Genomic DNA, 25,491 nt, shown 5'->3' on the forward strand with positions numbered 1-25,491 from the left:
CAGTACGGGTTGAAAACCGCCCCTTGTCCGGTTCGCCGGCAGGGGGTTTTTTTATCAGAGTTTTTTCGAGACCGCCGCATGCACCAGCACCCCCTCAACACCATCGTCATCGTCGGCGGCGGCACCGCCGGCTGGATGGCCGCCGCCTCGCTGTCCAAGCTGCTGCGCAAGCGCTACACGATACGCCTGATCGAGTCGGATGACATCTCCACCGTCGGCGTCGGCGAATCGACGATTCCCATGATGAGCATGTTCAACCGCATCCTCGGCATCGACGAGAACGAGTTCATGCGCGAGACCCGGGCCACCTTCAAACTCGGCATCGAATTCGTCGACTGGGGCAAGCTCGGCGACAGTTATATGCACGGTTTCGGAAAATTCGGCCAGGACTTGTGGACCGTCGATTTCGCGCAGTACTGGCTCAAGATGCACCAGGCCGGCAAGGCGCCCGACATCGAACATTATTCGATCAACCGCATGGCCGCCAAGGCCGGCAAATTCAGCCGCGCCACCAATGAGCACGGCAACTCGCCGCTGGCCGACATCGTCCACGCCTACCACCTCGACGCCGGCCTCTACGCCCAATACCTGCGCGGCTTTTCGGAAGCGCACGGCGTCGCCCGCACCGAGGGTAAAGTCGTCGACGTCGTCGTGCGCGAGGGCGACGGCCACGTCGCCGCCGTCGTCATGGAAAACGGAGAGCGCATCGCCGGCGACCTGTTCCTCGACTGCACCGGTTTTCGGGCGCTGCTGATGGAGCAGACTTTAAAGACCGGCTTCGAGGACTGGAGCCACTGGCTGCCCTGCGACCGCGCCTACGCCGTGCCGTGCGAACTGGCATCGCAACTGCTGCCCTACACGCGCGCCACCGCGCGGCCGGCCGGATGGCAATGGCGCATCGGCCTGCAACACCGCACCGGCAACGGCCACGTCTTCAGCAGCCGCTTCATGAGCGACGATGAAGCGGCGGCCATCTTGATGAACAGCCTCGATGGCGAGGCCCTGGCCGAGCCCCGGCTGCTGCGCTTCACCGCCGGCAAGCGCAAGAAAGTGTGGAACAAGAACGTGGTGGCGGTTGGGTTGTCGAGCGGCTTTCTGGAGCCGCTGGAATCGACCAGCATCCACCTGATCCAGTCGACGCTGGCGCGCCTGATGACCTTCTTCCCGGACGCCGGATTCCGGGCCGGCGACATCGACGAATTCAATCGCCAGTGCGATTTCGAGGTCGAGCGCATCCGCGATTTCCTGATCCTGCACTACCACGCCACCGAGCGGGACGACACGCCGTTCTGGAACCACTGCCGCACGATGGAAGTGCCCGACACGCTGCGCCGCAAGCTGGAACTGTACCGCGGCCATGGCCGCATCGTGCGCGAGAACATGGAGCTGTTCGCCGAAGTGGGCTGGTTGCAGGTGCTGCACGGGCAGGGCGTCAAGGCCGACGGCTACCATCCGCTGGTCGACCTGCTGGGCGAAAAAGAAATCGGCGACTATTTGAGGGAAGTGTCGGACGTGATAGCGGCGTGCGTCCGCATCATGCCGACGCACGCCAGCTACGTGGCAGCGATCCGCAACGGCCGGTGACGGGCGCGCTGAAAGTAAGCCAGTATCTCTCCAACTTGATCTGTATTGATGAACGATCCTAAGTCGCCACTAGAGTGGATAGGATGCGCATCCTGTCCAAACCTGCTCTGATCGACTTCTACAAACGGCGATTGCACGCTGACGCCAAAGCACCATTGTTGTCGTGGTACGGACATGTCCTTCATGCGGAGTGGACCGGGCCGGCTGACGTAAAAGCAGACTTTAGAACGGCCAGTATTTTGAAAAACGGCCGCACTGTGTTCAATATTCACGGCAATAAATATCGCCTCGTTACAGAGATCAACTACGCGGCGGGAATGGTATATATTAAGTTCGTCGGGACGCATAACGAATACGATGCCATCGACGCGCAAACGGTTTCTTGGAGGAAGCGATGAACATCAAGCCCATACGCACTGAGGACTACTATCAAGCGGCGCTCGACGAAGTGGAGTCCTTGATGAGCGCCGCATCCGGTACGCTGGAGGGAGATCGTCTCGACGTGCTCGCTACATTGCTGGCCGCATATGAAGCGAGGAATTTCCCCACCGAGATGCCCGACCCGATCGATGTCATCAAGTTCAGCATGGATCAAAAAGGATTGGCGCCCAAGGATCTGGTGCCCATGATAGGCCGCTTGAGCCGCGTCCATGAAATACTCAACGGTACGCGGGCGCTGTCGCTGCCGATGATACGGAGACTGCATGAGGGCTTGGGCATCCCGGCCGAGATGCTAATCAAGCGGCCACCCGCGCACTCCAATGTTATAAAAGCCGGCCTGACGGTTTAAAGGCCGATGAAAAAGCCGCGATGTCGAAACTGATCGGCATCGCGGCTGGTCATGCCACGGTTGATTATCTATCGCCGCTTACTTCTTGGCCTGCTCCGCCGCCGCGAACTGGCGGTTCTGCTCATCGAGCCATACTTTCAGCGGCGCGAAGTATTCGATCAGCGCGCCGCCGTCGATCTTATCCTCGCCCGAAATCGCCTTCAGCTCTTCCGGCCACGGCTTGCTCGCGCCCATCGCCAGCATCGTTTGCAACTTGGCGCCGGCCTTGGCGTTGCCGTACACCGAGCAGCTGTGCAGCGGTCCCGTATAACCGGCCTCGCGGCACAGCGCGCGGTGGAACTGGAACTGCAGCAGGTCGGCCAGGAAGTAGCGCGCATACGGCGTGTCGGAAGCGACGTGGAACTTGGCGCCGGCGTCGAAGCCGCTGGTGCCGGCGATGTCGGCCGGCCGCTTCACGCCCATGTACTGCTCGCGCAACTGCCACCAGCTTTTGTCGTAGTCGGCCGGCTTGGTCTTGCCGCCGTAGACATCCCAGCGCCACTTGTCGACCGAGTACGCGAACGGCAGGATGGCGACCTTGCTCAGCGCGCGTTCGAGCAGCTGGCCGATGTCGGCGTCGGCCTGCGGCGGCTGGTCCATCAAGCCGACCTTCTTCAGATAGTCGGGCGTGATCGACAGCGCGATGGTGTCGCCTATCGCTTCGTGGAAGCCGTCGTTGGCGCCGTTGCGGAACAGGAAGGGCTGCTTGTTATAGGCGAGGAAGTAGTAGACGTGACCGAGTTCGTGGTGGATGGTGGTGAAGTCTTCCGCCGTCGGCGTGATGCACATCTTGATGCGCACATCGTCCTTCTCGTTGATCGGCCAGGCCGACGCGTGGCACACCACGTCGCGGTCGCGCGGCTTGGTCAGCAGCGAGCGCTCCCAGAACGTGGCCGGCAGCTGCTGCATGCCGAGCGAGGTGTAGAAGCGTTCCGCGTAGCCGGCCATGTCCTTGGCGCTGGTGTTGCGCGCGGCGAGCACCTTGCTCAAGTCATAGTCGCTGGCGCCGGTGGCCGGCTTTAGGATCGGATACAGATTGGTCCACGTCTGGCTCCACATATTGCCGAACAACTGGGCCGGGATCGGGCCGGTCAGCGGCACCACGTCCGGGCCGTAAGTCTGGCGCAGCTTGTAGCGCGTGTACTCGTGCAGCGCATCGTAGAGCGGCTTGACCTGCTGCCACAGGCGCTCCATCTCGGCCGCGAAAGCGTCCGGCGGCATGTCGTAACCGGAGCGCCACAGCGCGCCCGTGTCGGCGAAGCCCATCTCTTTCGCGCCCTTGTTCGACAGCGCGACATAGTCGACATACATTTGTTTGTACGACGGCGATTGCGCGTGCCAGCCCAGCCACATCTCTTTGAGCTTGGCCGGATCGCGGCTAGCCGCCAGCACTTTTTCCATGTCGCCCAGCGCCATGCACGGCGCGGCGCTGCCGTCGGCGTTCTTCGGACAGTATTTGCCCTTGCCGTAAGCGCCCGTCATCGCGGCCTGCTTGGCGGCGTAGGCTTCGCGCTCGGCCGGATTGGAGAACACCAGCGACAGTTGCAGCAGCTTGAGTTTGCGCGCCGAATCCGGATTCAGTTTCAGGCCGTTGTAGCGGCGCGCCTTGAGCGCGATGTCGCCGGACGCTTCAAGATAGCGGTCGGCGAAATAAGTGGTGATGGCTTCCGTGTCGTCGGTGATGAAGTTCTCGCCGACCCAGGCGCCGCGCGACTGGTCGTTATTGAGTTTATTGAGACGGGTTTCGGCGTCGGCCAGGAAGCGTTCCGCTTCGGCGACCGTGGGCTTGGCGGCGGTCGCCGCATGGGCGCCGTTGCATGCGGCTGCGATGGACGATAGCGCCAGCAGCGCGCCGATGATTTTCTTCGACACTGTCTTCTCCCTGAGTGTGGATATTTTGGCGACCGCATCGATCGAGGCGGTCGCCGATAATATACACGTTGGCAAAACGGTCATCGGATTTTTTTAGGGCGCCGATTGACGCGCGTCGGCGTCGGCCAGTTTGATACGCACCGTGACGCTGGCCTGCGCGCTGGCCGGCAGCCGCACCGTCACCAGCCCGCGCAGCCTGTCCCACTTGAAGGCGACGGCCGCCCGGTCCAGCGTCACCGCCGCCGGCCTGGCGTGCACGTTATGCACGGTCAGCGCCACGCTGCGCGGCGGCCGCGCATACCGGCTGCCGGTTTCGGACGTCAGCGTCAACGCCAGTTCACGGCCATCGAGCGCGCCGGTGAAGTGCAGCAGTTCGTACTTGCCCTGTTCATAGGCCTGCATCGTCTCGCCGTCGTCGTCATACAGCTTGCCGCTGGCCGCGCGCACCGAGGCGTCGTGATAGTAGTGCAGCTCCAGATTCCTGGTCGAGTAATCGCGCGTGCTCTGGACCACCTGGGTCAGCGGGATGAAGGCGCCGGCGCGCACGAACACGGGAATGTGATCGGCCGCCACGTCCACCGCTTCGGTGATGCCGCCACCGTGTTTGCGGTCGTCGTAGAAATCGAACCACGGCCCCTTCTTTGGAAAGTAGACGCGCTGCTTGAGGGCGCCCGCCGTCATCACCGGCGTGACCAGAAAAGCGTCGCCCCACAGATAGGTCAACGACATCGCCATCGCATTCTGCTCGCCCGGCTCCTCGTACAGCATCGGCCGCATCAACGGCAGGCCGCGCTGGTTGTTGTCGAAAGCGAGCGCGTAGTTATAAGGCAGCATGCGATAGCGCAGGCGGATCGCCTGGCGCGCCAATGCTTCCGTTTTCGCGTCGCGATACACCGGCTCGGACGGAACTTCCTCCTGCGCGTGCGGACGGAAGACCGGCTGGAACACGCCGTATTGCAGCCAGCGCGTGTAGAGTTCATCGTCCAGGTAGGCGTTGGCGAAGCCGCCCAGGTCCGAGTGCATATACGCCATGCCCTGCATCCCCATTTGCAGCGCGATCTCCGGCTGCGATTGCAAACCGCCCCAGCTGCGGTCGACGTCACCCGACCACGGTATCATGCCGAAGCGCTGCGAACCCGAATACCCGGCGCGCATTAAAATGAAAGGCCGCTGCTGCGGATAGTCCCTGCGGTAGCCGTCGAAAATCAGCCTGGCCCAATCGTGGCCGTAGATGTTGTGGACCGCGTCGGCGCCGCCGCTCGCGTGCCGCATCGCCGCCGGATGCACTTCAGGTTCGCCCAGATCGCCCCACCAGCCGGCCACGCCCTGGTCGTGCAGGCCCTTGTAAATATTCCAGAACCAGTCCTTGCCCTGCTGGCTGAAGATGTCGATCAGCCCCGTGTTCCCGAAATAAAATGGATAGGTCAGCGGCGCGCCGGCGGCATCGGTGCCGAGGATTTGATGGTCGACCGCGTCCTGCCATTTGCTCGACGTCGTCAACACGAACGGCTCGGTTATCAGCACCGTCTTGACGCCCTTGTCCTTGAAGTCGGCGATCATTTTTTGCGGCGTCGGAAAGGCTTCCCGGTTGAACGCCAGGTTGCCCATGGTGCCCTTCATCTCCTTGCCGAACCAGTACAGGTCGAAGATGATGGCGTCGAGCGGAATATCGTCGGCGATGAATTTGGCGACCGTCTTGCGCGCCTCGTCTTCGGTGTGATAGCCGAAGCGGCTGGCGAAATTACCGAAGGCCCAGCGCGGCGGCATCGGCTGCCTGCCGGTCAGAGTCGTGTAATTCCCGACCACGTCTTGCCACGTGTCGCCGGCGATCACCTGATACGTCGTGCGCCCGCCTATGGTTTCGTAGGCCAGGCGGTTGGTCTTTTTGCTGTCGAAATCGAGGTAGCCGATTTGCGGGTTATCGAAATGGATGGCGTACATTTTCGACGACAGCGCCAGCGGCATCGTGAAGTTCATCAGCTCCGAGTGCGTGCTGTAACCGTAGTGCGCCTTGTTGTACAACTGGAAGCGATAGCCGCGCCGGTTCATGCCGACCGCGCGCGCGCCGGCGCCGTACAGCGCCTCGTCCGGGTCGAGAGTGAAGTCGACGCTGAAGCCATCGCTCCCTTTGGTGTAGCCGCGCTGCTCGGCGATCAAGGGCCTGCCCTTGTAGCTATAGGCGATCTGGAAAGGTGCGCGCGTGATCGTGACGGCGATGCCGCCGGTCGTGTATTCGATGGAGGCGCTTTTTTCCGTCAGCGTGACCGGCACCGCGGCTGGCGCCATCACCACCGCGTGCGAGGCCGGATCGGCCGTTTCGCCATTCGGCACAAACGTCGTTTCGACGATGCTGCTGGAGTAGGGCTTGATAAGATAAATGCCGTCGCTGGTCTGGACTTCGAGCCGGCCGTCGCGCTGGGCGACGCTGTTGATGATGCGTTCGGCGTTTTGCGCATGGGCCGCGCAACTGGCGCCGGCGAGCAGGGAAAAGCTTAAACTGGCGAGCTGGGTTTTGTTCATGTAGGTGTCTCTGATTTTATGTTATTTGACTACATTTGGCTGCATTTTACGGAAATGCTACGGCGCTGAGACGCGCATTTTCTCTTTATTCTACTATGAAGTTGTTGCGATTGACACTCATGTACGGAAGTGTTATTTTCCTACAAATTCACTCAATCCGGCGCTAGTCCGGGAGATAAAACGGAGACACGCAGCATGCAAACATCCATCAAACCCAGGCTGACCTTCTGGCAGCTCTGGAATATGAGCTTTGGCTTTTTCGGCATCCAGTTCGGCTTCGCGCTGCAAAACGCCAACACCAGCCGCATCTTTTCCACGCTCGGCGCCAACACCGACGACCTGGCCTTTTTATGGCTGGCCGCACCCGTCACCGGCCTGCTGGTGCAGCCGGTGATCGGCTACCTGAGCGACAACACCTGGCATCCGTTCTGGGGCCGCCGCCGTCCCTTCTTCTTCATCGGTGCCATCCTGGCGTCGATCGCGCTGTTCCTGATGCCGAATTCCTCGGTGCTGTGGATGGCCGCCGCCGTTCTGTGGCTGATGGACGGCGCCATCAACGTGTCGATGGAGCCGTTCCGCGCCTTCGTCGGCGACAAGCTCAATGCGTCGCAGCAGACCGCCGGCTTCGCGATGCAGACCTTCTTCATCGGCTGCGGCGCGGTGATCGCCTCGATGCTGCCGACCTTCTTCGCCGACGTCCTCCACGTCAGCAACGCCGCCGTCAACGGCGCCATTCCCGACTCCGTGCGCTATTCCTTCTACGTCGGCGGCGCGATATTCCTGCTGTCGGTGATGTGGACCGTGTTCACCGCCAAGGAGACGCCGCCGCAAGACCTGGCCCAGTTCCGCGCCGAGAGTTCGCCCGGCCTGGCGCGCGCGATGGCCGAGATACTCGGCGGCTTCGGCCAGATGCCGAAGACGATGGTGCAACTGGCCTTCGTCCAGTTCTTCACGTGGATCGCGCTGTTCGCGATGTGGATCTACACCACGCCGGCCATCGCCGAAAATGTGTTCGGCACCGGCGACGCGCAATCGGCCATGTTCCAGGAGGCGGGCAACCAGGTCGGCGTGATGTTCGCCGTGTACAGCGGCGTGTCGGCGCTGGCCGCGTTCATCCTGCCGGTGTTCGCGCGCCACACCAGCCGCAAGATCGTGCATATGAGCTGCCTCGTCATCGGCGGCCTCAGTTTGATGAGCCTCTACCTGGTCCGCGACACGCACATGCTCTACCTGCCGATGATAGGCGTCGGCATCGCGTGGGCCAGTGTGCTGACGATGCCGTATGCGATCCTGGCCGGCGCGCTGCCGGCCAAGCGCATGGGCTACTACATGGGCGTGTTCAATTTCTTCATCGTGATACCGCAGATTTGCAGCGGCCTGCTGCTCGGTTACTTCACCAGGCATTTCTTCGACGGCCACACGGTGCAGACGGTGATGCTGGGCGGTGCCTGCATGGTGCTGGCCGGCGTGCTGACGTTGTTCGTGCGGGACTCGGCCGCGCAAACGGCCGCGCTGCCGGCGGCCGACCAGGCTGCGGCCTGACCAGGCGACACCCTCGATGGAGCGGCATCGGGGGGTGACCCCACCCCGGCCTCGGCCCTGAATTCCGCGCCGGCCCGCGCTCATCTGCGCGCCATATTTTCGCCATTCAGTGTAAAACCACGTTTGCGCACCAGCCGTCTTGAACGGCGTGCATCGATCATCCATGCGGAGCAAACATGAGTATACAAACAGTCACCAGCACGCCCTTCGACGACCAGCGCCCTGGCACCTCCGGCCTGCGTAAAAAAGTCACGGTCTTCAGCCAGCCCCACTATCTTGAAAACTTCGTCCAAAGCGTGTTTGACGCGCTCGACGACTGCGCCGGAAAAACCCTGGTGCTGGGCGGCGATGGCCGCTTCCACAACCGCGTCGCGGTGCAGATTATTTTGAAGATGGCGGCCGCCCACGGCTTCAGCAAAGTGATGGTCGGGCAGGGCGGCATTTTGTCGACGCCCGCCGTCAGCTGCGTGATCCGCAAGCATGGCGCGTTCGGCGGCATCATCCTGTCGGCCAGCCATAATCCGGGCGGCCCCGATGGCGACGTCGGCATCAAGTACAACATCACCAACGGCGGCCCCGCGCCGGAACAGGTCACCGAAAAAATCTACGAACACACCAAATCGATTTCACAATACGCCATCAGCGACGCCGCCGATATCGACATCGATCAAATCGGCGAGCGGCGCGTCGAGCAGATGGTGGTCGAGGTGATCGATCCGGTGGCCGACTACGCGGAGCTGATGCAGCGCCTGTTCGATTTCGGCGCCATCAAAAAACTGTTCGCCGGCGGCTTCACGATGCGCTTCGACGGCATGCACGCCGTCTCCGGCCCGTATGCGACGGCCATCCTCGAAGGCTTGCTCGGCGCGCCGGCCGGCACCGTCATCAACGGCGTGCCGCTGGAGGATTTCGGCGGCCACCATCCAGATCCGAATCCGGTCAACGCCGCCGAGTTGATGGCGCTGATGGACGGCGACGACGCGCCCGACCTCGGCGCCGCCTCCGACGGCGACGGCGACCGCAACATGATCGTCGGCCGCAAGCTGCCGGTCACGCCATCGGACAGCCTGGCCATTTTGTCGGCCCACGCCGCCGTGGCGCCGGGCTATCGCGCCGGCCTGAAAGGCATCGCGCGCTCGATGCCGACGTCGCGCGCGGCCGACCACGTGGCCAGGGAGCTGGGCATCGAATGCTATGAAACGCCGACCGGCTGGAAGTTCTTCGGCAACCTGCTCGACGCCGGCAAGGCCACGCTGTGTGGCGAGGAGAGCTACGGCACCGGCTCGGACCACATCCGCGAAAAAGATGGCGTGTGGGCCGTGCTGTTCTGGCTTAACCTGCTGGCCGACAGCGGCAAGTCGGTGTCCGAACTGGTGAGCGACCACTGGGCGCGCTACGGCCGCAATTATTATTCGCGCCACGATTACGAGGGCGTCGCCAGCCACGCGGCCACGGAGCTGATGGATTCATTGCGCGTCAAACTGGGCGCGCTGGCCGGCCAGGACCTGGGCTTGTACACGGTCGATGCCGCCGACGATTTCAGCTACACCGACACCGTCGACGGCTCCGTGGCCAGCGGCCAGGGCATACGCCTGCTGATGACCAACGGCGCGCGCATCGTGTTCCGCCTGTCCGGCACCGGCACCGAGGGCGCGACCCTGCGCGTCTACTTCGAGCGCTACGAAGCCGATCCGGCCCAGCATCACATCCCGACGCAGCAGGCGCTGGCCGGCCTGATCGCCATCGCCGAGCAGGTCGCCGGCATCATCGACTGGACCGGGCGTCCGAATCCCACCGTCATCACCTGAATCAACATGGAGCGCGGCGGGGGCGGGGGCGCGGGCGCGGCTCCTCCGATCAGGGGCCGGTCGGGTAGACCAGCTTTACCTGATGGCTCGCGCCCAATCCAAGATCGGCTTGGCCGAGGTTCGCCATCATGGTGCGCATCAGCGTTTCGTCGCTGTTGTTGGTGCAGTAATTGAGCGGCACGACCATGCCGTCGTTGACACACAGCGGTGCGGCCGGCGTACTTTCAAACAGCTTTTCGTGGCCCGTGCCGTTGCCTATGCAGTCGGTTCCGCTTTTGGAAATGAACACCAGATGACCGTCGATGGTGTAGATGCGCTGTCCCGTGAGGCAGCTATTGCCCTCCGGTAGAGCGGCGAAGGCCGCCACCGGCACTTGCGCGGTAATGGTCACGCTCGATGATGCGCTGTCCAATTTGCCGTCGTTGACCTTCAGCGTCGCGACATAGCCGCCCGCGATATCGGGCGTGAAGGTCGGCGTGGCGACGTGATAATTTTCCAGCGTGGCGATGCTGCCGGCCGGGCCGGACAGCGTCCACAGATAAGTGATGACATCCTGATTGGCATCCGTGCCGCTGCCGGCCAACTGCAGCCGCGTACCGGCATCCACCGTCTGCGCCGGTCCCGCCGTGGCGACCGGCGCCACATTGGGCGGCGGCTGTTCATCGCCGCCGCCGCCGCACGCGGTCAGCGCCAACATCGACAGGGACGTGGCAAGGTAGGCAGCGCACAGTTTCATGATTATCTTTTGGTCGTCATTGAAGTAATCAAAAAGATAACATGAATCGGCGCTAACCGCATCGGCCCGCGTTCAGTGGCTCGGGTCCGTCGACATCGAGTACGGCGCGTCGGCCGGCGCCGTCGCGCGCTGCGTGTTCGGCCGGTCCGACATGCCGAAGTCCAGCACCGCGCCCCGCATCAGCGCCGAGTGGCTCAACCAGTTTTTCGAGTACGGCTTGCCGTTGTACTGGAGCGACTGGACATAGCGCTTGCTGTCGCTGTTGGCCGGCGCGTTGATGGTGACGGTCTTGCCGTTCTCCAGATGCAGGCTGACCTTCTTGAACAGCGGCGCGCCGATCACGTACTGTTCCACCGCCGGCGTGACCGGATAGAAGCCGAGCGCCGAGAACACATACCAGGCCGAGGTCTGGCCATTGTCCTCGTCGCCGCAGTAGCCGTCCGGCGTGGCCTTGTACAGGCGGTTCATCGTTTCGCGCACCCAGTACTGCGTCTTCCACGGCGCGCCGGCGTAATCGTACAGATAGATCATGTGCTGGATGGGCTGGTTGCCGTGCGCGTACTGGCCCATGTTCGCGATCTGCATTTCGCGGATCTCGTGTATCACTTCGCCGTAGTAGCTCTCGTCGAAGGTGGGCGGCAGCGTGAAGACGCGGTCGAGTTTTTCGACGAATTTTTCGCGGCCGCCCATCAGGTCGACCAGGCCGTTCACGTCCTGGAACACGGCCCAGGTGTAGTGCCAGCTGTTGCCCTCCGTGAAAGCGTCGCCCCACTTGAAGGGATTGAACGGCGACTGGAAGCTGCCATCCTTGTTCTTGCCGCGCATGAGGCCCGTCTCGGGATCGAACAAATTTTTATAGTTCATGGCGCGCTGCGCGTAGATGCCGATTTCCGACTGCGACTTGTGCAGCGCCTTGCCCAGCTGGTAGATGGCGAAATCGTCGTACGCGTATTCGAGCGTGCGGGCGGCGTTCTCGTTGATCTTCACGTCGTAGGGCACGTAACCGAGTTCGTTGTAGTAGCCGACGCCGAGGCGGCCGACGGCGCTCATCGGCCCTTCGTTGTCGGCGCCGTGCTTGAGCGCCCGCCACAAGGTTTCGATGTCGTAGCCGCGCAGTCCCTTGATGTAAGCCTCGGCCACCACCGACGCCGAATTATTCCCTATCATGACGTTGGCGTAGCCTGGGCTCGACCACTCGGGCAGCCAGCCGCCTTCCTTGAAGTCGTTGACGAGGCCCTGCTGCATCTCCTTGTTGATCGACGGGTACATCAGGTTCAGGAAGGGATAGAGCGCGCGGAAGGTGTCCCAAAAGCCGGTGCCGGCGAACATATAGCCGGGCAGGATCTGGCCGTTGTAGGGACTCCAGTGCACGACCTGGTTGTTGGCGTTGATCTCGTAGAGTTTATTCGGGAAGAACAGCATGCGATACAGGCTGGAATAGAAGGTGCGGGTCTGGTCGACGCTGCCGCCTTCGACGCTGATGCGGCTCAGCGTCTGGTTCCACACGGCCTTGCCTTTTTGCGCCGTGGCGTCGAAGCTGTCGGCGGCCAGTTCACGCTTCAAATTCAGCTCCGCCTGTTCTTCGCTGATGAAGGACGACGCCACCTTCATGCCGACCCGTTCACCCTGCGCGGTCTTGAAGCCGACCACCGCGCCGGCGTGGTCGCTGGCGATTTCCATGACGTCGCCGGCCAGCTTGTCGCCGCTCCAGAGGTGGGTGGACGCGAACGGCTTGTCGAAATAGATCACGAAGTAGTTCTTGAAATTTTTCGGCAGCGGGCCGCGCGCGTAGCGCGTGCTGTAGCCGATGATCTTGTGCTCGGCCGGGATCACCTTGACGTAGGAGCCTTTGTCGTAGGCGTCGACGACGACGTAGGCTTCGTCGGTCTTGGGGAAGGTGAAGCGGAACTGCGCGGCGCGTTCGGTCGGCGCGATTTCCGCCGTCACGTCGGAGTCGGCCAGGTAGACGCTGTAGTAATAGGGCTTGGCCGTTTCGGCCTTGTGCGAAAACCAGCTGGCGCGGTCGTCCTGCGTGAAGCGCAACTTGCCGGTGATGGGCATGATGGCGAACTGGCCGTAGTCGTTCATCCACGGCGACGGCTGGTGCGTCTGTTTGAAGCCGCGGATTTTATCGGCGTCGTAGGTGTAGGCCCAGCCGTCGCCCATCTTGCCGGTCTGCGGCGTCCAGAAGTTCATCCCCCACGGCAGCGCGATGGTGGGGTAGGTGTTCCCGTTCGACAGATCGGGCTTGCTGGCGGTGCCCATCAGGGGATTGATCCACTCGACCGGGTCGCTGACCTTGCCCACGGTTTGCGCCGCAGCGGAGAAGGAGGCCAGCGTCAGCGCCATCAAGGCGGCGAGCAGTGGTGGCGTGCGTCGTTGCGCGAACATTCTAATCATGGTGTCCAGACCGGGGCCGAAAATGGAAACCGAAAAGATAGCACGGAAAGCGACTGTTTATTTTCCCTTCTTTCCCCTTCTTTACCTTTCGACGAAGACCACGGTGCTGCGCGGCGGTACGGTGTAGCCGCCGCTGGCGGCGTCGTAGCGCGCCTGCTGCGCCGGACGCTGGTCGGCCGCGCCGGCCGACGCCTGCACCGGATGCAGATGGTAGTCGCGGTTTTTTTCTTCGGCCACCGTCACGCTGTGCGCCACCTTGTCGACATTGATTAAATAAGTGAGCGACTTGAAGTTCGCGCCCGCGTAGCCGACGCCGTCGAGGTGCGCGACGATCACCGTCGGCACCTGCTCCGGTCCCGTGTTGTAGAAGCGCAGGCGCTGTCGAATGTCGGCGGCGCTGCGCAGCCGGAACAGCGTGCTGCTGCGGCGGATCGCCAGCAGGTCGCGGAAGGCGTCGCGCGCAAACGCGATGTCGGCCGGCGCCGGCTTGATGGCGGCGTCGCGCAGCAGCGGTTTGATGAGCGCGTAGTCCTTGCCGTTGTCGGCGGCCGGCGGCGCGCCGCTGCCATAGTAGTTGTCCTGATAGCTCCAGTCGATGCGGTTGAACCAGTCGCCCGATTCGAAGCTGTTGCGGTCCAGCGATTTGGATCGCAGGATGTCGAAGCCGGCGTGGAAGTAGGCCACGCCTTGGCTGAAGGCGTTGATGGCGGCGCCCAGCATCTGCACGCGCGCGCGTTCGGCGCCGCTGGTCGATGGCGGCAGCTTGAAGACGTCGATGTCGAACAGGGTCTGGTTGTCGTGGTTCTCGACGTAGTTGACGACTTCCCCCGGTTCGCTGGCGTAGCCGGCCGGCTGGCCGCCGTAGTCGATGTCGGCCAGGGTGTGCCGCTCGCCGCGCCAGGTGGTGAGGGCATAGTCGCGGATCGAGCCGGCCAGGCCCACCTTGACCATGTCGGACGCGTGCAGCAGATCGCTCATCGGACGCGGGCCCGCCTGCGCGTTGGCGTCGTACACGAGGCCATTGATGTAGCCCTGCCGCGCAATCAGCTGCTCGCCGGCGTCGCCGGCACCGCCGCCGCGCACGGCGTCGCGCGCGCGGTCGCTGAAGGTGCCGATGCCGCTGCCATTGAGCGACAGCTGCGACGCCTGCACGAAGCGCGCGCCGTCGGCCACTTCGCCGAAGTTCCAGCCTTCGCCGATCAGGTTGATCGCTCGGCCGGTGGCGGCGTCGACCCGTGCCCGTAGTTGTTCGACGGCGGCGCGCGGCTGGTGGCCCATCAGGTCGAAGCGGAAGGAATCGATTTTATATTGCGTGGCCCAGCGCACGGCGGTGTCTATCATCAGCTTGGACATCATCAGGTTTTCGGTGGCCGTGTTGTCGCAGCAGGTCGAGCGTTCGATCGCGCCTTTGGCGTCGAGCCGATGGTAGTAGCCGGGCACCACGCGGTCGAGCACCGACTGTTCATTCTGGCCGCCGCTCATGGTGTGGTTGTAGACCACGTCCATGCCGACCCGCAGGCCGATGCCGTGCAGCGCCGCGACCATCCGGCGGAACTCGATGACGCGGCGCGCGCCGTCGGCGGCGTCGGTGGCGTAGCTGCCTTCGGGCGCGCCGAAATGATACGGGTCGTAGCCCCAGTTGTAGCAGTCGCCCGCCTGCGTGGCGTGGATCAGCGCCTGCTGCGATTCGCTGTCCGGCGCGGCCGCCGCCGAGGGCGTCGGCGTGACGCAGCCGTGTTCCGGCACGCTGGCGAAATCGAACACCGGCAGCAGGTGGATGTCGGTGATGCCGGCGCGGCCCAGCGCGGCCAGGTGGCGCATGCCGTTCGATTGCAGCTCGGTGAAGGCAGCGTACTTGCCGCGATGCGGCGCGCTGACGCTGGCGTCGTTGATGGAAAAGTCGCGCACGTGCAGTTCGTAGACCGTCATGTCGGTTTGCGCGGCGACCGTGCGCGGCGCCGCTGACTGGTCCCAGCCGGCCGGTTTGAGCGCCGCCGCATTCAGGTCGGCGATGTAGCTGCGTTTGGAATCGGTGGTGAGGCTGACGGAATAGGGATCGGTGACGAGGTTGCGCACCAGGCCAGTGTTGGGCGCGTAGACGTCGACGACGAACCGGTAATAGCTGCCGCTATCGGCGCGCGCGCTAGTGGACCAGATGCCGGTGTCGGCGTCGAAGCGCATCGGCGCGATGGCGCTGGCGCTGGCGTCGCCGCTGGCGTAGGTGCAGACCGCCACGTGCTGCGCGGTCGGCGCCCACAGTTTGAATTGTGTTTTGGCTACAGCCTGGGCTCCGGCCTTGGCATGCGCTTTTGCCTGCATCAGCGTGACGCCGAGGTCCGTGGCCTTGCCGGCGCCGGCATACAGGTCGTCGAGCGCGCCGGCCAGCTGGACGCCGGTGGCGTCGAGCACCGTGCCGTCGGGCGCTTCCGCGACCAGCATGATTTGCTGTCGGTGCAGTTGCGTCAGCCGGCTGCGGTCGGCCGCGGTGACGGTCAGCACCGGTCCGTCGCCGACGAACTTGAAGCGGCGCGCCAGATCGAGCGGGATCGCGCCGTTGTCGCGGGTGAGCGCGAGCGCGCCATCGGCGCCGCCGATCTTGGCGCCGTGCGCGCCGGTGATGGCGCCTTGCGCCGAATAGTACAACTTGAATTGCGCGCCGCCGTCGGCGCCCGGCCATTTGAGCAACTGGCGGTTGAGCCAGTAGGCGCGCGCATCGCTGGCGGCGGACGCGTGCAGCACGGTGGCGTAGGGGCCGTCGCAGCTGGACAGCGCAATCTCGGACGCGGCGGCGGCGTTCAAACCCGTCAGCGCCAGTGCGCCGCAGAGGGTGATCGCGGCCCGGAGCCGACGCGGGGCGGGGGTATGCATTCTGCTCAAGCTCATCTCCGTTATATGGTAGTGCGGCTACATAAAAATCTGTGCGCACTCTAGCAATCTATGAGCTATGGTAATGTAAATAGTGTAGTTTTAATACAGTGATTATGTATCTTCACGATAGATATGGCTGCGGTGTGCAATCTGAATGATGAGCACTGGCAGTATTCGATCCTGAATTTCGCAGTTGATATGGTGTCGCCGATCCGATATCGCCAGTAACCATGCAGCGTCGGCTCTTCAGCGCTTTGCCACATGCGATCCCTTTTCTTGATCTCGATATATTTCCTGCAAAATATGTGTAGTTTAGTTACTTTATTTTGCTTTTTTATTTGTGCATAAATATCTATCTATTTGATTTTTAAGTGAATTAATGAATTTATCGCGGTTTTTATCGTATTGAAAAAAACACCTCGCTGATGTATATTGTGTACAAATTTACCCGGACACATTATGACCCCAGCAACCCAGCCTGTCGCCAGCGCGGCGCCGTGGTGGCGCGAAGCCATCATCTACCAAGTTTATCCACGCAGCTTCCTGGATAGCAACGGCGATGGCGTCGGCGACTTGCCGGGCATTACGGCGAAACTCGACTACATCGCGGCGCTGGGCGTCGACATCGTCTGGATCTCGCCCTTCTTCAAGTCGCCGATGAAGGACTTCGGTTACGACGTGTCCGACTACTGCGACGTCGATCCGCTGTTCGGCACGCTGGCCGATTTCGACCGCCTGATCGCGCGCGCCCACAGCCTGGGCCTGAAGGTCATGATCGACCAGGTGATGTCGCACACGGCCGAGGCCCACCCGTGGTTTGCCGAGAGCCGCGCCAGCCGCGACAATCCGAAAGCGGACTGGTATGTCTGGTCCGATCCTCTGCCGGACGGCAATCCGCCGAACAACTGGCTGTCGATTTTCGGCGGCTCGGCCTGGCAGTGGGACAGCCGCCGCCGCCAGTATTTCATGCACAACTTCCTGGCCAGCCAGCCGGACATGAATTTCCACCATCCCGACGTGCAGCAGGCCCATCTGGACAGCCTGCGCTTCTGGCTGGAACGCGGCGTCGACGGCGTGCGCATGGATGCCTGCAACTATCACTTCCACAACCGTACGCTGCACAGCAATCCGCCGGCCGCCCAGCGCGACAGCACCACCGTCACCGACGTCAATCCCTACGGCATGCAAGCCCACGTCTACGACAAGAGCCAGCCGGAAAATCTGGCTTTCCTGCAAAAGATCCGCACGCTGCTCAATGAATTCGGCGCCGTCGCCATCGGCGAAGTGGGCGACGACGATTCGCTCGGCGTGATGGCGCAGTACACGGCCGACGGCGATAAGCTGCACATGGCCTACAGTTTCAACCTGCTGACGCCGGTGAACACGGCCAGGCACATCCGCACGCAGGTGGAGGAATTCGAGCAGCGCGTCAAAGGCGGCTGGGCTTCCTGGTCCGTCGGCAACCACGACGTGCCGCGCGTGATGACGCGCTGGGGCGGCGCGCACGCGCCGGTCGCGTTCGCCAAGATGGTGCTGGCGATGCAGTTGTCGCTGAAAGGCACGCCGTGCTTATATCAGGGCGACGAGCTGGCCTACACCGAAGCCGACGTCCCCTATGAATTGCTGCAAGACCCGTACGGCATCACGTTCTGGCCGGAGTTCAAGGGCCGCGACGGCTGCCGCACGCCGATGGCGTGGGACGCCGACGCGCCCAACGGCGGCTTCAGCGCCGGCCAGCCGTGGCTGCCGGTGGCCGCGTCCCACATCGCGGCGGCCGTGTCGGTGCAGGAACGCGATCCGGCGTCGCCGCTGTCGTTCGCGCGCAAGATGATCGCGTGGCGCCGCACCATGCCGCAGCTGACGCGCGGCGACATCGTTTTCTTCGATGCGCCGGAACCGGTGCTGGCGCTGCGCCGCGACCTGGCCGGCGCGCGCGGCGTGATCGCCATCTTCAACCTCGGCGACGCGCCGGTCGCGTTCACGCTGGCGCAGGCGGCGGGGGCGCGGGCGCTGGACGGACACGGCTTGCCGGGCGAGGTCAGCGGCGACCGGGTCACGCTGCCGGCCTACGGCGGCTGGTTCGGACTGGCCGCGGAATAAATTCAAATGAAACCCCATGACACGTCGAGTGCATGGGGTTTCTTCTTTCCGCCGCCGATATGCGGTATGCTGCCGCCTCTCGGGGAACTTACCAGAATTCCAATATTGACGCCCGAGCCCACCCGTTGCCACCGTTTAGATTGAACCGACGATGAAACCAGCCGTAGCCGACCATAAACTGAACCGCAGCGCGTTCGCCGACGGACCTCGACTGCTCGCCGACGTCGGCGCCACCCACGCCCGCCTCGCCCTGCAAACGGCGCCCGGCGAGTTCCGCGCCGTGAGCGTGCTCAAGTGCGAAGACTACCCCGACATGCTGGCGCTGCTGCGCTCCTATCTGGCCGACCACAAGGACGTCACGCTCAAGCACGCGGCGCTGGCCGTGGCCAATCCGGTCAGCGGCGACCAGGTGCGGATGACCAACCGCGACTGGGAATTCTCCACCGACACCCTGCGCCGCGCACTGGGACTGCACACGCTGCTGGTGGTCAACGACTTCACGGCGCTGGCCATGTCGCTGCCCGGCCTGAAGCCGGCCGACCTGATGCAGGTCGGCGGCGGCACGCCGGCCAGCAATTCCGTCATCGGCCTGCTGGGACCGGGGACCGGCCTGGGCGTGTCCGGCGTGATCCCGACCGTCGACGGTTTCGTGACGCTTGGCTCCGAAGGCGGCCACACCAACTTCGCGCCGGCCGACGAGCGCGAATATGCGATCCTGCAATATGCGTGGCAGACGTGGTCGCACGTGTCGACCGAGCGCCTCATTTCCGGCCCCGGCATGGAAATCATCTACCGCGCCATCGCCAAGCGCAACGGCCGCCAGGTGCGCGACCTGAGCTCGCAGGAAATCATGTCCGGCGCGCTGACCGATAACGATCCGCTGTGCCTGGAAGTGCTGGAATGTTTCTGCGCCATGCTCGGCGGCGCCAGCGCCAACCTGGCCGTGACGCTGGGCGCTTTCGGCGGCATGTTCATCGGCGGCGGCATCGTGCCGCGCATGGGCGAGTGGTTCGCGTCGTCGCCGTTCCGCTCGCGCTTCGAATCGAAAGGGCGCTTCACCAGCTACCTGTCGAATATCCCGACCTACGTCATCACCACGCCCAACCCGGCCTTCTACGGCGTGGCGACCATCTTGTCCGAGCACTTGCGCGGACGCAGCGGCGCCAACACGCTGATGGACCGCGTGTTGCATTTGCAGCACGAGCTGACGCCGGCCGAGCAGCGCGTGGCCGCGCTGGTGCTGGAGCAGCCGCGCCTGGTGCTCAACGAGCCCATCGCCGACATCGCGCGCCTGGCCGAAGTGAGCCAGCCGACCGTGATCCGCTTCTGCCGCTCGCTCGGCTTCCTCGGCCTGGCCGACTTCAAGCTGAAATTCGCCAGCAGCCTGACCGGCGCGATACCGGTGCGGCACAGCCAGGTGCGCGTCAGCGACAGCACGCACGACCTGAGCGCGAAGGTGATCGACAACACCGTCTCGGCCATCCTCAAATTCCGCGACCAGCTCGACGTGCGCTCGCTGGACCGCGCCATCGCGCTGATCGCCCGGGCCAAGCGCGTGGAGTTTTACGCGATGGGCAATTCGCGCGTGGTGGCGCTCGATGGCCAGCACAAATTCTTCCGCTTCCGCATACCGACTTCCTTGTACGGCGATTCCCACCTGTTCACGCTGGCGGCCGAGTTGCTCAAGCCCGGCGACGTGGTGATCGCCATTTCCAATTCCGGCAAGCTGCCCGACCTGCTCGACGCCGTCGATGCGGCCAAGGCGGCCGGCGCCGACGTCATCGCCATCACCAGCAGCAATTCGCCGCTGGCCAAGAAGGCCACCGTGTGCCTGGCCGTCGACCACAGCGAGGACAGCACGACTTTCCTGTCGATGATTTCGCGCATACTGCAACTGCTGCTGATCGACATCTTGTCGGTCGGCATCTCGCTCGACGCCCAGAACGCCGAGCTGGTGCTGGAGCGCAAAGCCGGCCACGGCGGGGAGGGCGAGAGCCGGCGTTTGCTGATTTCGCATCTCGATAGTTAGAGCGGCGAGGCGGCAAAAAGTTCAACATCAAACCGGAGCCGGGCGCTCCGGTTTTTTTTTCGCCTGTTACAAATAAATAACTTGAACTCCGTCAAAAACAGTTTAAGATATATCTTAATAAGACATATCTTAAGTAATCCTATCTTAACTAGTTCTGTCTTAAACCGTCTTTTAAGGAGTTCACCATGTTTCGATTCTTACACGATGCCCACCGCTTCCATGCCCTGATGCACGGCCACCACCACGGCGGCGGCGGACGCGGCGAGCGCGGCGGCGGCGGCCGCGGTCCCAAGATGTTCGATGCCGGCGCCATGCGCTATGTGGTGCTGCAAATGATCGCCGAAAAACCGCGCCACGGTTACGAGATCATCAAGGAGCTCGAACAGCGCTCCGGCGGCAGTTACACGCCCAGCCCCGGTGCGATCTATCCGCTGCTGTCGATGCTGCTCGACATGGGCCACGTCTCGGCCACGGCAGACGGCAATAAAAAGCTGCACACCATCACGCCGGAAGGCGAGGCCTTCCTGGCCGAAAACCGCCAATTTGTCGACGCCATCCTGGCCCGCATGAGCGAGCCGGGCGACGCCCGCGACGATTTGCGGGCGGTGATGCACGAACTGAAAAACGCCGTCATTTCCAAGGCGCGCGACGGCAATCCCGATGCCGGCCGGCTGGACCAGATCCGCGCCATCCTGCGCCGCGCCACGGCCGAAGTCGATCAGCTCGATTGAATCGCGCTCGAATAAGGTCAAGCCTGGCTTGGCCTTTCTTCCACCCCACCAAAACAACAATATGACCCCACCCCTGTCTCCCGCGCGCGAGCGCACCGTACTGTGGCTGCTGGCCCTGACCCAGTTCACCGTCATCATGGATTACATGGTGATGATGCCGCTGGCGCCGCAGCTGATGCGCGCCTTCGCCATCGACCCGACCGCCGTCTCCGGCGTCGTCTCGGCCTACGCCTGGTGCGCCGGCCTGTCCGGCCTGCTGGCCGCCACCTTCATCGACCGCTTCGACCGCAAGCGCATGATGCTGGCGATGTTCTTCCTGTTCACGCTGTCCAACCTGGCGTGCGCGCTGTCGCCCAACTTCGCCACGCTGCTGCTGTCGCGCGCCTTCGCCGGCCTGACCGGCGGCGTCATGAGTGCGATGATTATGGCCATCATCGGCGACCTGATCCCCGTGCACCGGCGCGGCGCCGCCACCGGCATCGTCATGACCTCGTTCAGCATCGCCGCCATCGCCGGCGTGCCGATCGGCGTGACGCTGGCGGCCCACTTCGGCTGGCAGTCGCCGTTCTATCTGCTGGTGGTGTTGTCGCTGCTGATCTGGATCGCGGCGGCGCGGGTGTTGCCGTCGCTGACCGCGCACCTGGCGCGCAAGGCGCCGCTGTCGGAAGTGCTGCCCAATCTGATCGGCCTGTTCCGCGTGCCGCGCCACCTGGGCGCCTTCCTGCTGTCGGGCGTGAACATGATGACAGCCATGCTGGTGATTCCGTTTATTTCGCCGGTGCTGGTCGAAAACCTCGGCGTGCAGCCGGTGCAGATCACCTACGTCTACCTGGCCGGCGGCGTCGCCACGCTGTTCAGCGCGCGGCGCGTGGGCGTGCTGGCCGACCGCTACGGCAAGCACAAGGTCTACCGCTACATCGCGCTGTTTTCGGTGCTGCCGCTGCTGTTCATGACGCATATGCCGCAGTTGCCGCTGTATGGCGTGATCCTGTTCTTCCCGTTCTTCATGATGGCTATTTCGGGACGCAATATTCCCATGCAGGCGCTGATGACGACGATCTCGGATCCGGCCCGGCGCGGCGCCTTCCTCAGCGCCAATTCGGCGGTGCAGCAGCTGGGCAGCGGCCTGGGCGCGCTGCTCGGTGGAGTGCTGCTCAAGACCGACGGCGCCGGCCACATCACCGGCTACGGCGTCAACGGCTGGCTGGCGGCGGGCCTGACCTTGTTCACGGTAATGTGGGTGGGCCAGGTGCACGGCGCCTCGCCGCCGGACACGGCCATCGCGCGCAAGGCCGCGTAGGGGGAAGGGCGGCGGGCGCGGCGGAAGGGCGCAAGCAGGGACTGCGGTAGGCGCGGCGGCCGGGGATCAGCCGCCGTCGGCGCCGGTGCGCCGGGCCGGTTGCTTTTCCTTGCGCCAGCGTTCCAGCGTCAGCAGCTCGTCGCTGGCGACATCGTCGATCAGGATGTCGCCGTCGGCGGCGATCAAAAAGCTTTCCCAGCGCAGCGCCGCGTCCGGCGTGTTTTCGACGAAGCTGAATTGCCAGTATCGCTTGCCTTTGACGACGCGCGGCGCCGGATCGTCCTCGATCAGTGCGCCGTGCGTGGCGCCGCCGGAATGTTTCTCGATCTGGGCCGACCACGCTTGCAGCTCGGGCAGCGCCATCAGCGCGGCGGCGGCCTCGGCCTTGGTATGTTGCTGATGGGCTGGCGCTGGCGTGCCGGCGGCGCTGCCGGCCGTGGCCGTGGCCGTGGCATTCGGCGCCGATGGCGCTGACTGCGCCGCTGGGCTGGCCGGGCCGGACGCCGCCGCCCTGGTGACGGCGCTGCCCGCGATGCCGGCGGCCGGCGCCGCTTCCGGCGTCGCGCAGGCAACATAAGTCCCCAGCGCGGCGAGCAGCAAACCGGCGAACACGGCGCCAGACACGGCGGCGATGGTGGTTTTTTTCGGGGACGGTGACGGTGAAACCATTTGTTGCTGGCCTTGTCTGTAAGCGCGAAATGCAGAGACGGCCATACTAAACCAAAGGCATGCCCTCAGCAACAAACTCAGCCATTGTCCGGGGGCCGTTTTTGCAGCAGGCAGGACAGGTTTTGCGCCAGCAGTCCGGGGCCGACATGGAGCTGGCGGGCCAGCCACAGCAGCGGTTTCAGCCGGGACGGCGCCGCGCCCATCGCCTGCCGCGAGCGGGCGAAGAAATTGTCGGGATGGGCCGTGTCCAGATTGTCGTAGTGGAGGCCGAAGCCGCCCCGCGCCTGCCACGGCCACACGCCGCGCTGCCGGACGCGTCCCGACCAGCGGTCCAGCCGGCGCGGCAGGTAATTGACCAGCCAGCGTCCCGAATGGGCTTCGCGCGGCCACAGGCGGTTGCTGGTGCCGGTCAGCAGTATCATGCCGCCCGGCGCCAGCACCCGGTCCAGCTCGCGCTGCACGGCCGCCAGCTGGCGCGGGTCCACGTATTCGAGCACGCTGTTGCAGACGATCAGCTGGAACTGGCCGTCGGCGTAGGGCAGGCGGCAGGAGTCGGGCACGTGGCTGAAGGCGATATCGTCGATGCCGTAGCGCGCCGCGTTCAGGCGGGCCAGGCTGATCCACTCCGGCGAAATGTCGGTCGCGCTGACGCGGGCGCCCAGATGCGACAGCAAGATCGCCGACGCCCCCACATTGCAGCCGAACTCCAGCACCGGCAGCTTGTCGAGCCGCAGTGGCATGGCGTCGAGCACCAGGCGCAGGTGGTCCCATTCGTAATCGACGTAGCCGCCTATCCAGGGATCGCGCGGCGCCAGGCCCAGCGCGTGCGCCAATTCTTCAAATGCCTGTTGCTTAAGGTCGTTGCCGATGACCGGCCGCGCCGCCTGGGTGCTTGCCATGGAAGGCTCCGCTGCGTGGGCCGTCTGCCCGGACCTGTCACTATAAAGTCGTGGCGGCGGCGGCTTTTGCGGCGGCGCAAAGTTGTGCCGGTGCGGATAGTCGAGATGTGGCGCGGCTGGTGTGTTTTTAAATGCCATATTGCCAATACTATAAGTATGAATATGCGTTTGCCCTCGGTTTGACCGCGCTGCTGGGCGCTGCTCTATGCCATTTGCTGCTGTGCCGGCCCGCCAGCGGCCTCGATACCTCGCTCACGATCTAGCGTGATGAGCAAGTCCATGAAGTCCATCTCGATGGCAGTTGGACCATGTCGCGCGATGATGCCTCGCGTGTCAATGCCGAGCGCTGCATCAAGAATATGTCCCAACAGTTGTTCGAGTATAACGGAACGCTGGAAACGCTGGATATTCTCTATGCATATACGAAAGAAGCCGATGGCAGCGGGGTGACCATGCAGCTCGACCGCATCCCCGAACAGGCCAAGCCGGCGCCACGAATGCAAAAAGCCTGCAAGGCGCTAACCTTGCAGGCTTTTTTGTCGGCGAGTCCGAAGCTTCGGACTCAGCGGCGCGACGACATTACATCATGCCGTCCATACCGCCCATGCCGCCCATACCACCCATGCCGCCGCCCATGCCGCCGGCTGCTTTGTCTTCAGGCGCTTCGGCGACCATGCAGTCGGTGGTCAGCATCAGGCCGGCGATCGACGCTGCGTTTTGCAGTGCCGAACGGGTGACCTTGGCTGGATCCAGCACGCCCATTTCAACCATGTCGCCATAGGTGCCGTTGGCGGCGTTGTAACCGTAGTTACCTTTGCCGGCCAGCACCGCTGCGACGACGACGGAAGCTTCTTCGCCGGCGTTTTGCACGATCATGCGCAGTGGCTCTTCCATCGCGCGCAGCACGATCTTGATGCCGGCGTCCTGGTCGGGATTGTCGCCTTTTACGGTGATGTTGGCGCGCGCGCGCAGCAGGGCAACGCCGCCGCCAGGAACGATGCCTTCTTCCACGGCAGCGCGGGTGGCGTGCAGTGCGTCTTCAACGCGGGCTTTCTTTTCTTTCATTTCGACTTCGGTGGCAGCGCCAACCTTGATGACGGCAACGCCGCCGGCCAGCTTGGCCACGCGCTCTTGCAGTTTTTCACGGTCGTAGTCCGAGCTGGCTTCTTCGATCTGCACGCGCACTTGCTTGACGCGCGCTTCGATCGCTTCAGCCTGGCCGGCGCCGTCGATGACGATGGTGTTTTCCTTGCCGACTTCGATACGCTTGGCTTGGCCCAGTTCGGCCAGGGTGATTTTTTCCAGCGTCAGGCCGACTTCTTCAGCGATCACTTGGCCGCCGGTCAAGACAGCGATGTCTTCCAGCATGGCTTTGCGACGATCGCCAAAGCCCGGTGCCTTGACGGCGACGGTCTTCAGAATGCCGCGGATGTTGTTAACCACCAGGGTCGCCAGCGCTTCGCCATCGACATCTTCAGCGATGATCAGCAGCGGACGACCAGCTTTGGCGACTTGCTCGAGTACCATTGACATTGGCGGCCATGTTGGGCGGTGCAATTTTGACGGAAGTGACCTTCTCTTGGCCCGGTCTAGGCAGTCGGCTG

18 protein-coding genes are annotated in these 25,491 nt (G+C 63.6%); 9 read left to right on the top strand and 9 right to left on the bottom strand.

The window, feature by feature from the left end:
• Positions 1-78 precede the first annotated feature (78 nt).
• The 3 genes from Q0S71_RS23750 to Q0S71_RS23760 all read left to right on the top strand — a co-directional run bounded on the left by Q0S71_RS23750 (position 79) and on the right by Q0S71_RS23760 (position 2,374).
• Positions 79-1,584: a tryptophan halogenase family protein gene (locus tag Q0S71_RS23750; RefSeq protein ID WP_296001259.1), complete on the top strand. Its 1,506-nt coding sequence runs from the start codon at positions 79-81 to the stop codon at positions 1,582-1,584.
• An 83-nt stretch (positions 1,585-1,667) separates the two neighbouring features.
• The gene (locus Q0S71_RS23755) at positions 1,668-1,982 is read left to right on the top strand and encodes a type II toxin-antitoxin system HigB family toxin (RefSeq protein ID WP_296001261.1); all 315 of its coding nucleotides are present in this window, start codon (positions 1,668-1,670) and stop codon (positions 1,980-1,982) included.
• Complete coding sequence (locus tag Q0S71_RS23760; protein ID WP_296001263.1) at positions 1,979-2,374, top strand: transcriptional regulator; 396 nt, start codon at positions 1,979-1,981, stop codon at positions 2,372-2,374. The genes Q0S71_RS23755 and Q0S71_RS23760 overlap by 4 nt, the downstream gene beginning before the upstream one ends.
• Before the next feature lie 78 nt (positions 2,375-2,452).
• Here the strand turns inward: Q0S71_RS23760 and Q0S71_RS23765 are convergent, their stop codons facing one another.
• Together Q0S71_RS23765 and Q0S71_RS23770 are read right to left on the bottom strand one after the other, a co-directional pair.
• Positions 2,453-4,285: a M2 family metallopeptidase gene (locus Q0S71_RS23765; RefSeq protein ID WP_296001265.1), complete on the bottom strand. Its 1,833-nt coding sequence runs from the start codon at positions 4,283-4,285 to the stop codon at positions 2,453-2,455.
• Between the two features lie 93 nt (positions 4,286-4,378).
• Entirely contained in the window at positions 4,379-6,805 is a 2,427-nt protein-coding gene (locus tag Q0S71_RS23770) for a TIM-barrel domain-containing protein (protein WP_296001267.1), read from the bottom strand.
• Between the two features lie 195 nt (positions 6,806-7,000).
• On the opposite strand from Q0S71_RS23770, the gene Q0S71_RS23775 reads away from it, so the two are divergent.
• Positions 7,001-8,347 carry an MFS transporter gene (locus Q0S71_RS23775; protein WP_296001269.1) on the top strand — a complete coding sequence of 449 codons (1,347 nt, stop codon included), beginning with the start codon at positions 7,001-7,003 and terminating at the stop codon, positions 8,345-8,347.
• Between the two features lie 176 nt (positions 8,348-8,523).
• Complete coding sequence (locus tag Q0S71_RS23780) at positions 8,524-10,155, top strand: alpha-D-glucose phosphate-specific phosphoglucomutase (protein ID WP_296001271.1); 1,632 nt, start codon at positions 8,524-8,526, stop codon at positions 10,153-10,155.
• Positions 10,156-10,204: 49 nt separating this feature from the next.
• Here Q0S71_RS23780 and Q0S71_RS23785 read toward each other — a convergent pair whose 3' ends face one another.
• The 3 genes from Q0S71_RS23785 to pulA all read right to left on the bottom strand — a co-directional run bounded on the left by Q0S71_RS23785 (position 10,205) and on the right by pulA (position 16,159).
• Complete coding sequence (locus tag Q0S71_RS23785) at positions 10,205-10,852, bottom strand: PKD domain-containing protein (RefSeq protein WP_296001272.1); 648 nt, start codon at positions 10,850-10,852, stop codon at positions 10,205-10,207.
• A 111-nt stretch (positions 10,853-10,963) separates the two neighbouring features.
• Positions 10,964-13,291: a GH92 family glycosyl hydrolase gene (locus tag Q0S71_RS23790; RefSeq protein WP_296001274.1), complete on the bottom strand. Its 2,328-nt coding sequence runs from the start codon at positions 13,289-13,291 to the stop codon at positions 10,964-10,966.
• An 81-nt stretch (positions 13,292-13,372) separates the two neighbouring features.
• A complete protein-coding gene (pulA, locus tag Q0S71_RS23795) occupies positions 13,373-16,159 on the bottom strand; it encodes a pullulanase-type alpha-1,6-glucosidase (protein WP_296001293.1) in 2,787 nt (928 codons plus the stop codon).
• 459 nt (positions 16,160-16,618) lie between these two features.
• Between pulA and Q0S71_RS23800 the strand changes: the two genes are divergently transcribed.
• From Q0S71_RS23800 to Q0S71_RS23815, 4 genes are all read left to right on the top strand, one after another.
• Positions 16,619-18,259: an alpha-amylase family glycosyl hydrolase gene (locus Q0S71_RS23800; RefSeq protein ID WP_296001276.1), complete on the top strand. Its 1,641-nt coding sequence runs from the start codon at positions 16,619-16,621 to the stop codon at positions 18,257-18,259.
• Positions 18,260-18,410: 151 nt separating this feature from the next.
• Complete coding sequence (locus Q0S71_RS23805) at positions 18,411-20,288, top strand: glucokinase (RefSeq protein ID WP_296001278.1); 1,878 nt, start codon at positions 18,411-18,413, stop codon at positions 20,286-20,288.
• A gap of 185 nt (positions 20,289-20,473) precedes the next feature.
• Positions 20,474-21,019: a PadR family transcriptional regulator gene (locus tag Q0S71_RS23810; protein WP_296001280.1), complete on the top strand. Its 546-nt coding sequence runs from the start codon at positions 20,474-20,476 to the stop codon at positions 21,017-21,019.
• A gap of 61 nt (positions 21,020-21,080) precedes the next feature.
• On the top strand, positions 21,081-22,319 hold the full coding sequence (locus tag Q0S71_RS23815; protein WP_296001282.1) for an MFS transporter: 1,239 nt from the start codon (positions 21,081-21,083) through the stop codon (positions 22,317-22,319).
• A 66-nt stretch (positions 22,320-22,385) separates the two neighbouring features.
• Here Q0S71_RS23815 and Q0S71_RS23820 read toward each other — a convergent pair whose 3' ends face one another.
• From Q0S71_RS23820 to groEL, 4 genes are all read right to left on the bottom strand, one after another.
• Positions 22,386-22,988, bottom strand: a complete 603-nt coding sequence (locus tag Q0S71_RS23820) for a hypothetical protein (RefSeq protein WP_296001284.1) — start codon at positions 22,986-22,988, stop codon at positions 22,386-22,388.
• Positions 22,989-23,065: 77 nt separating this feature from the next.
• Positions 23,066-23,887: a class I SAM-dependent methyltransferase gene (locus Q0S71_RS23825; protein WP_296001286.1), complete on the bottom strand. Its 822-nt coding sequence runs from the start codon at positions 23,885-23,887 to the stop codon at positions 23,066-23,068.
• Between the two features lie 203 nt (positions 23,888-24,090).
• Complete coding sequence (locus Q0S71_RS23830) at positions 24,091-24,390, bottom strand: hypothetical protein (protein WP_296001288.1); 300 nt, start codon at positions 24,388-24,390, stop codon at positions 24,091-24,093.
• A gap of 76 nt (positions 24,391-24,466) precedes the next feature.
• Positions 24,467-25,491 (bottom strand): chaperonin GroEL (gene groEL / locus Q0S71_RS23835; RefSeq protein WP_296001289.1); only part of this gene is annotated, 1,025 nt, incomplete at its 5' end.

Source organism: Rugamonas sp. (genome assembly GCF_025354735.1).
Lineage (GTDB): Bacteria > Pseudomonadota > Gammaproteobacteria > Burkholderiales > Burkholderiaceae_D > Rugamonas.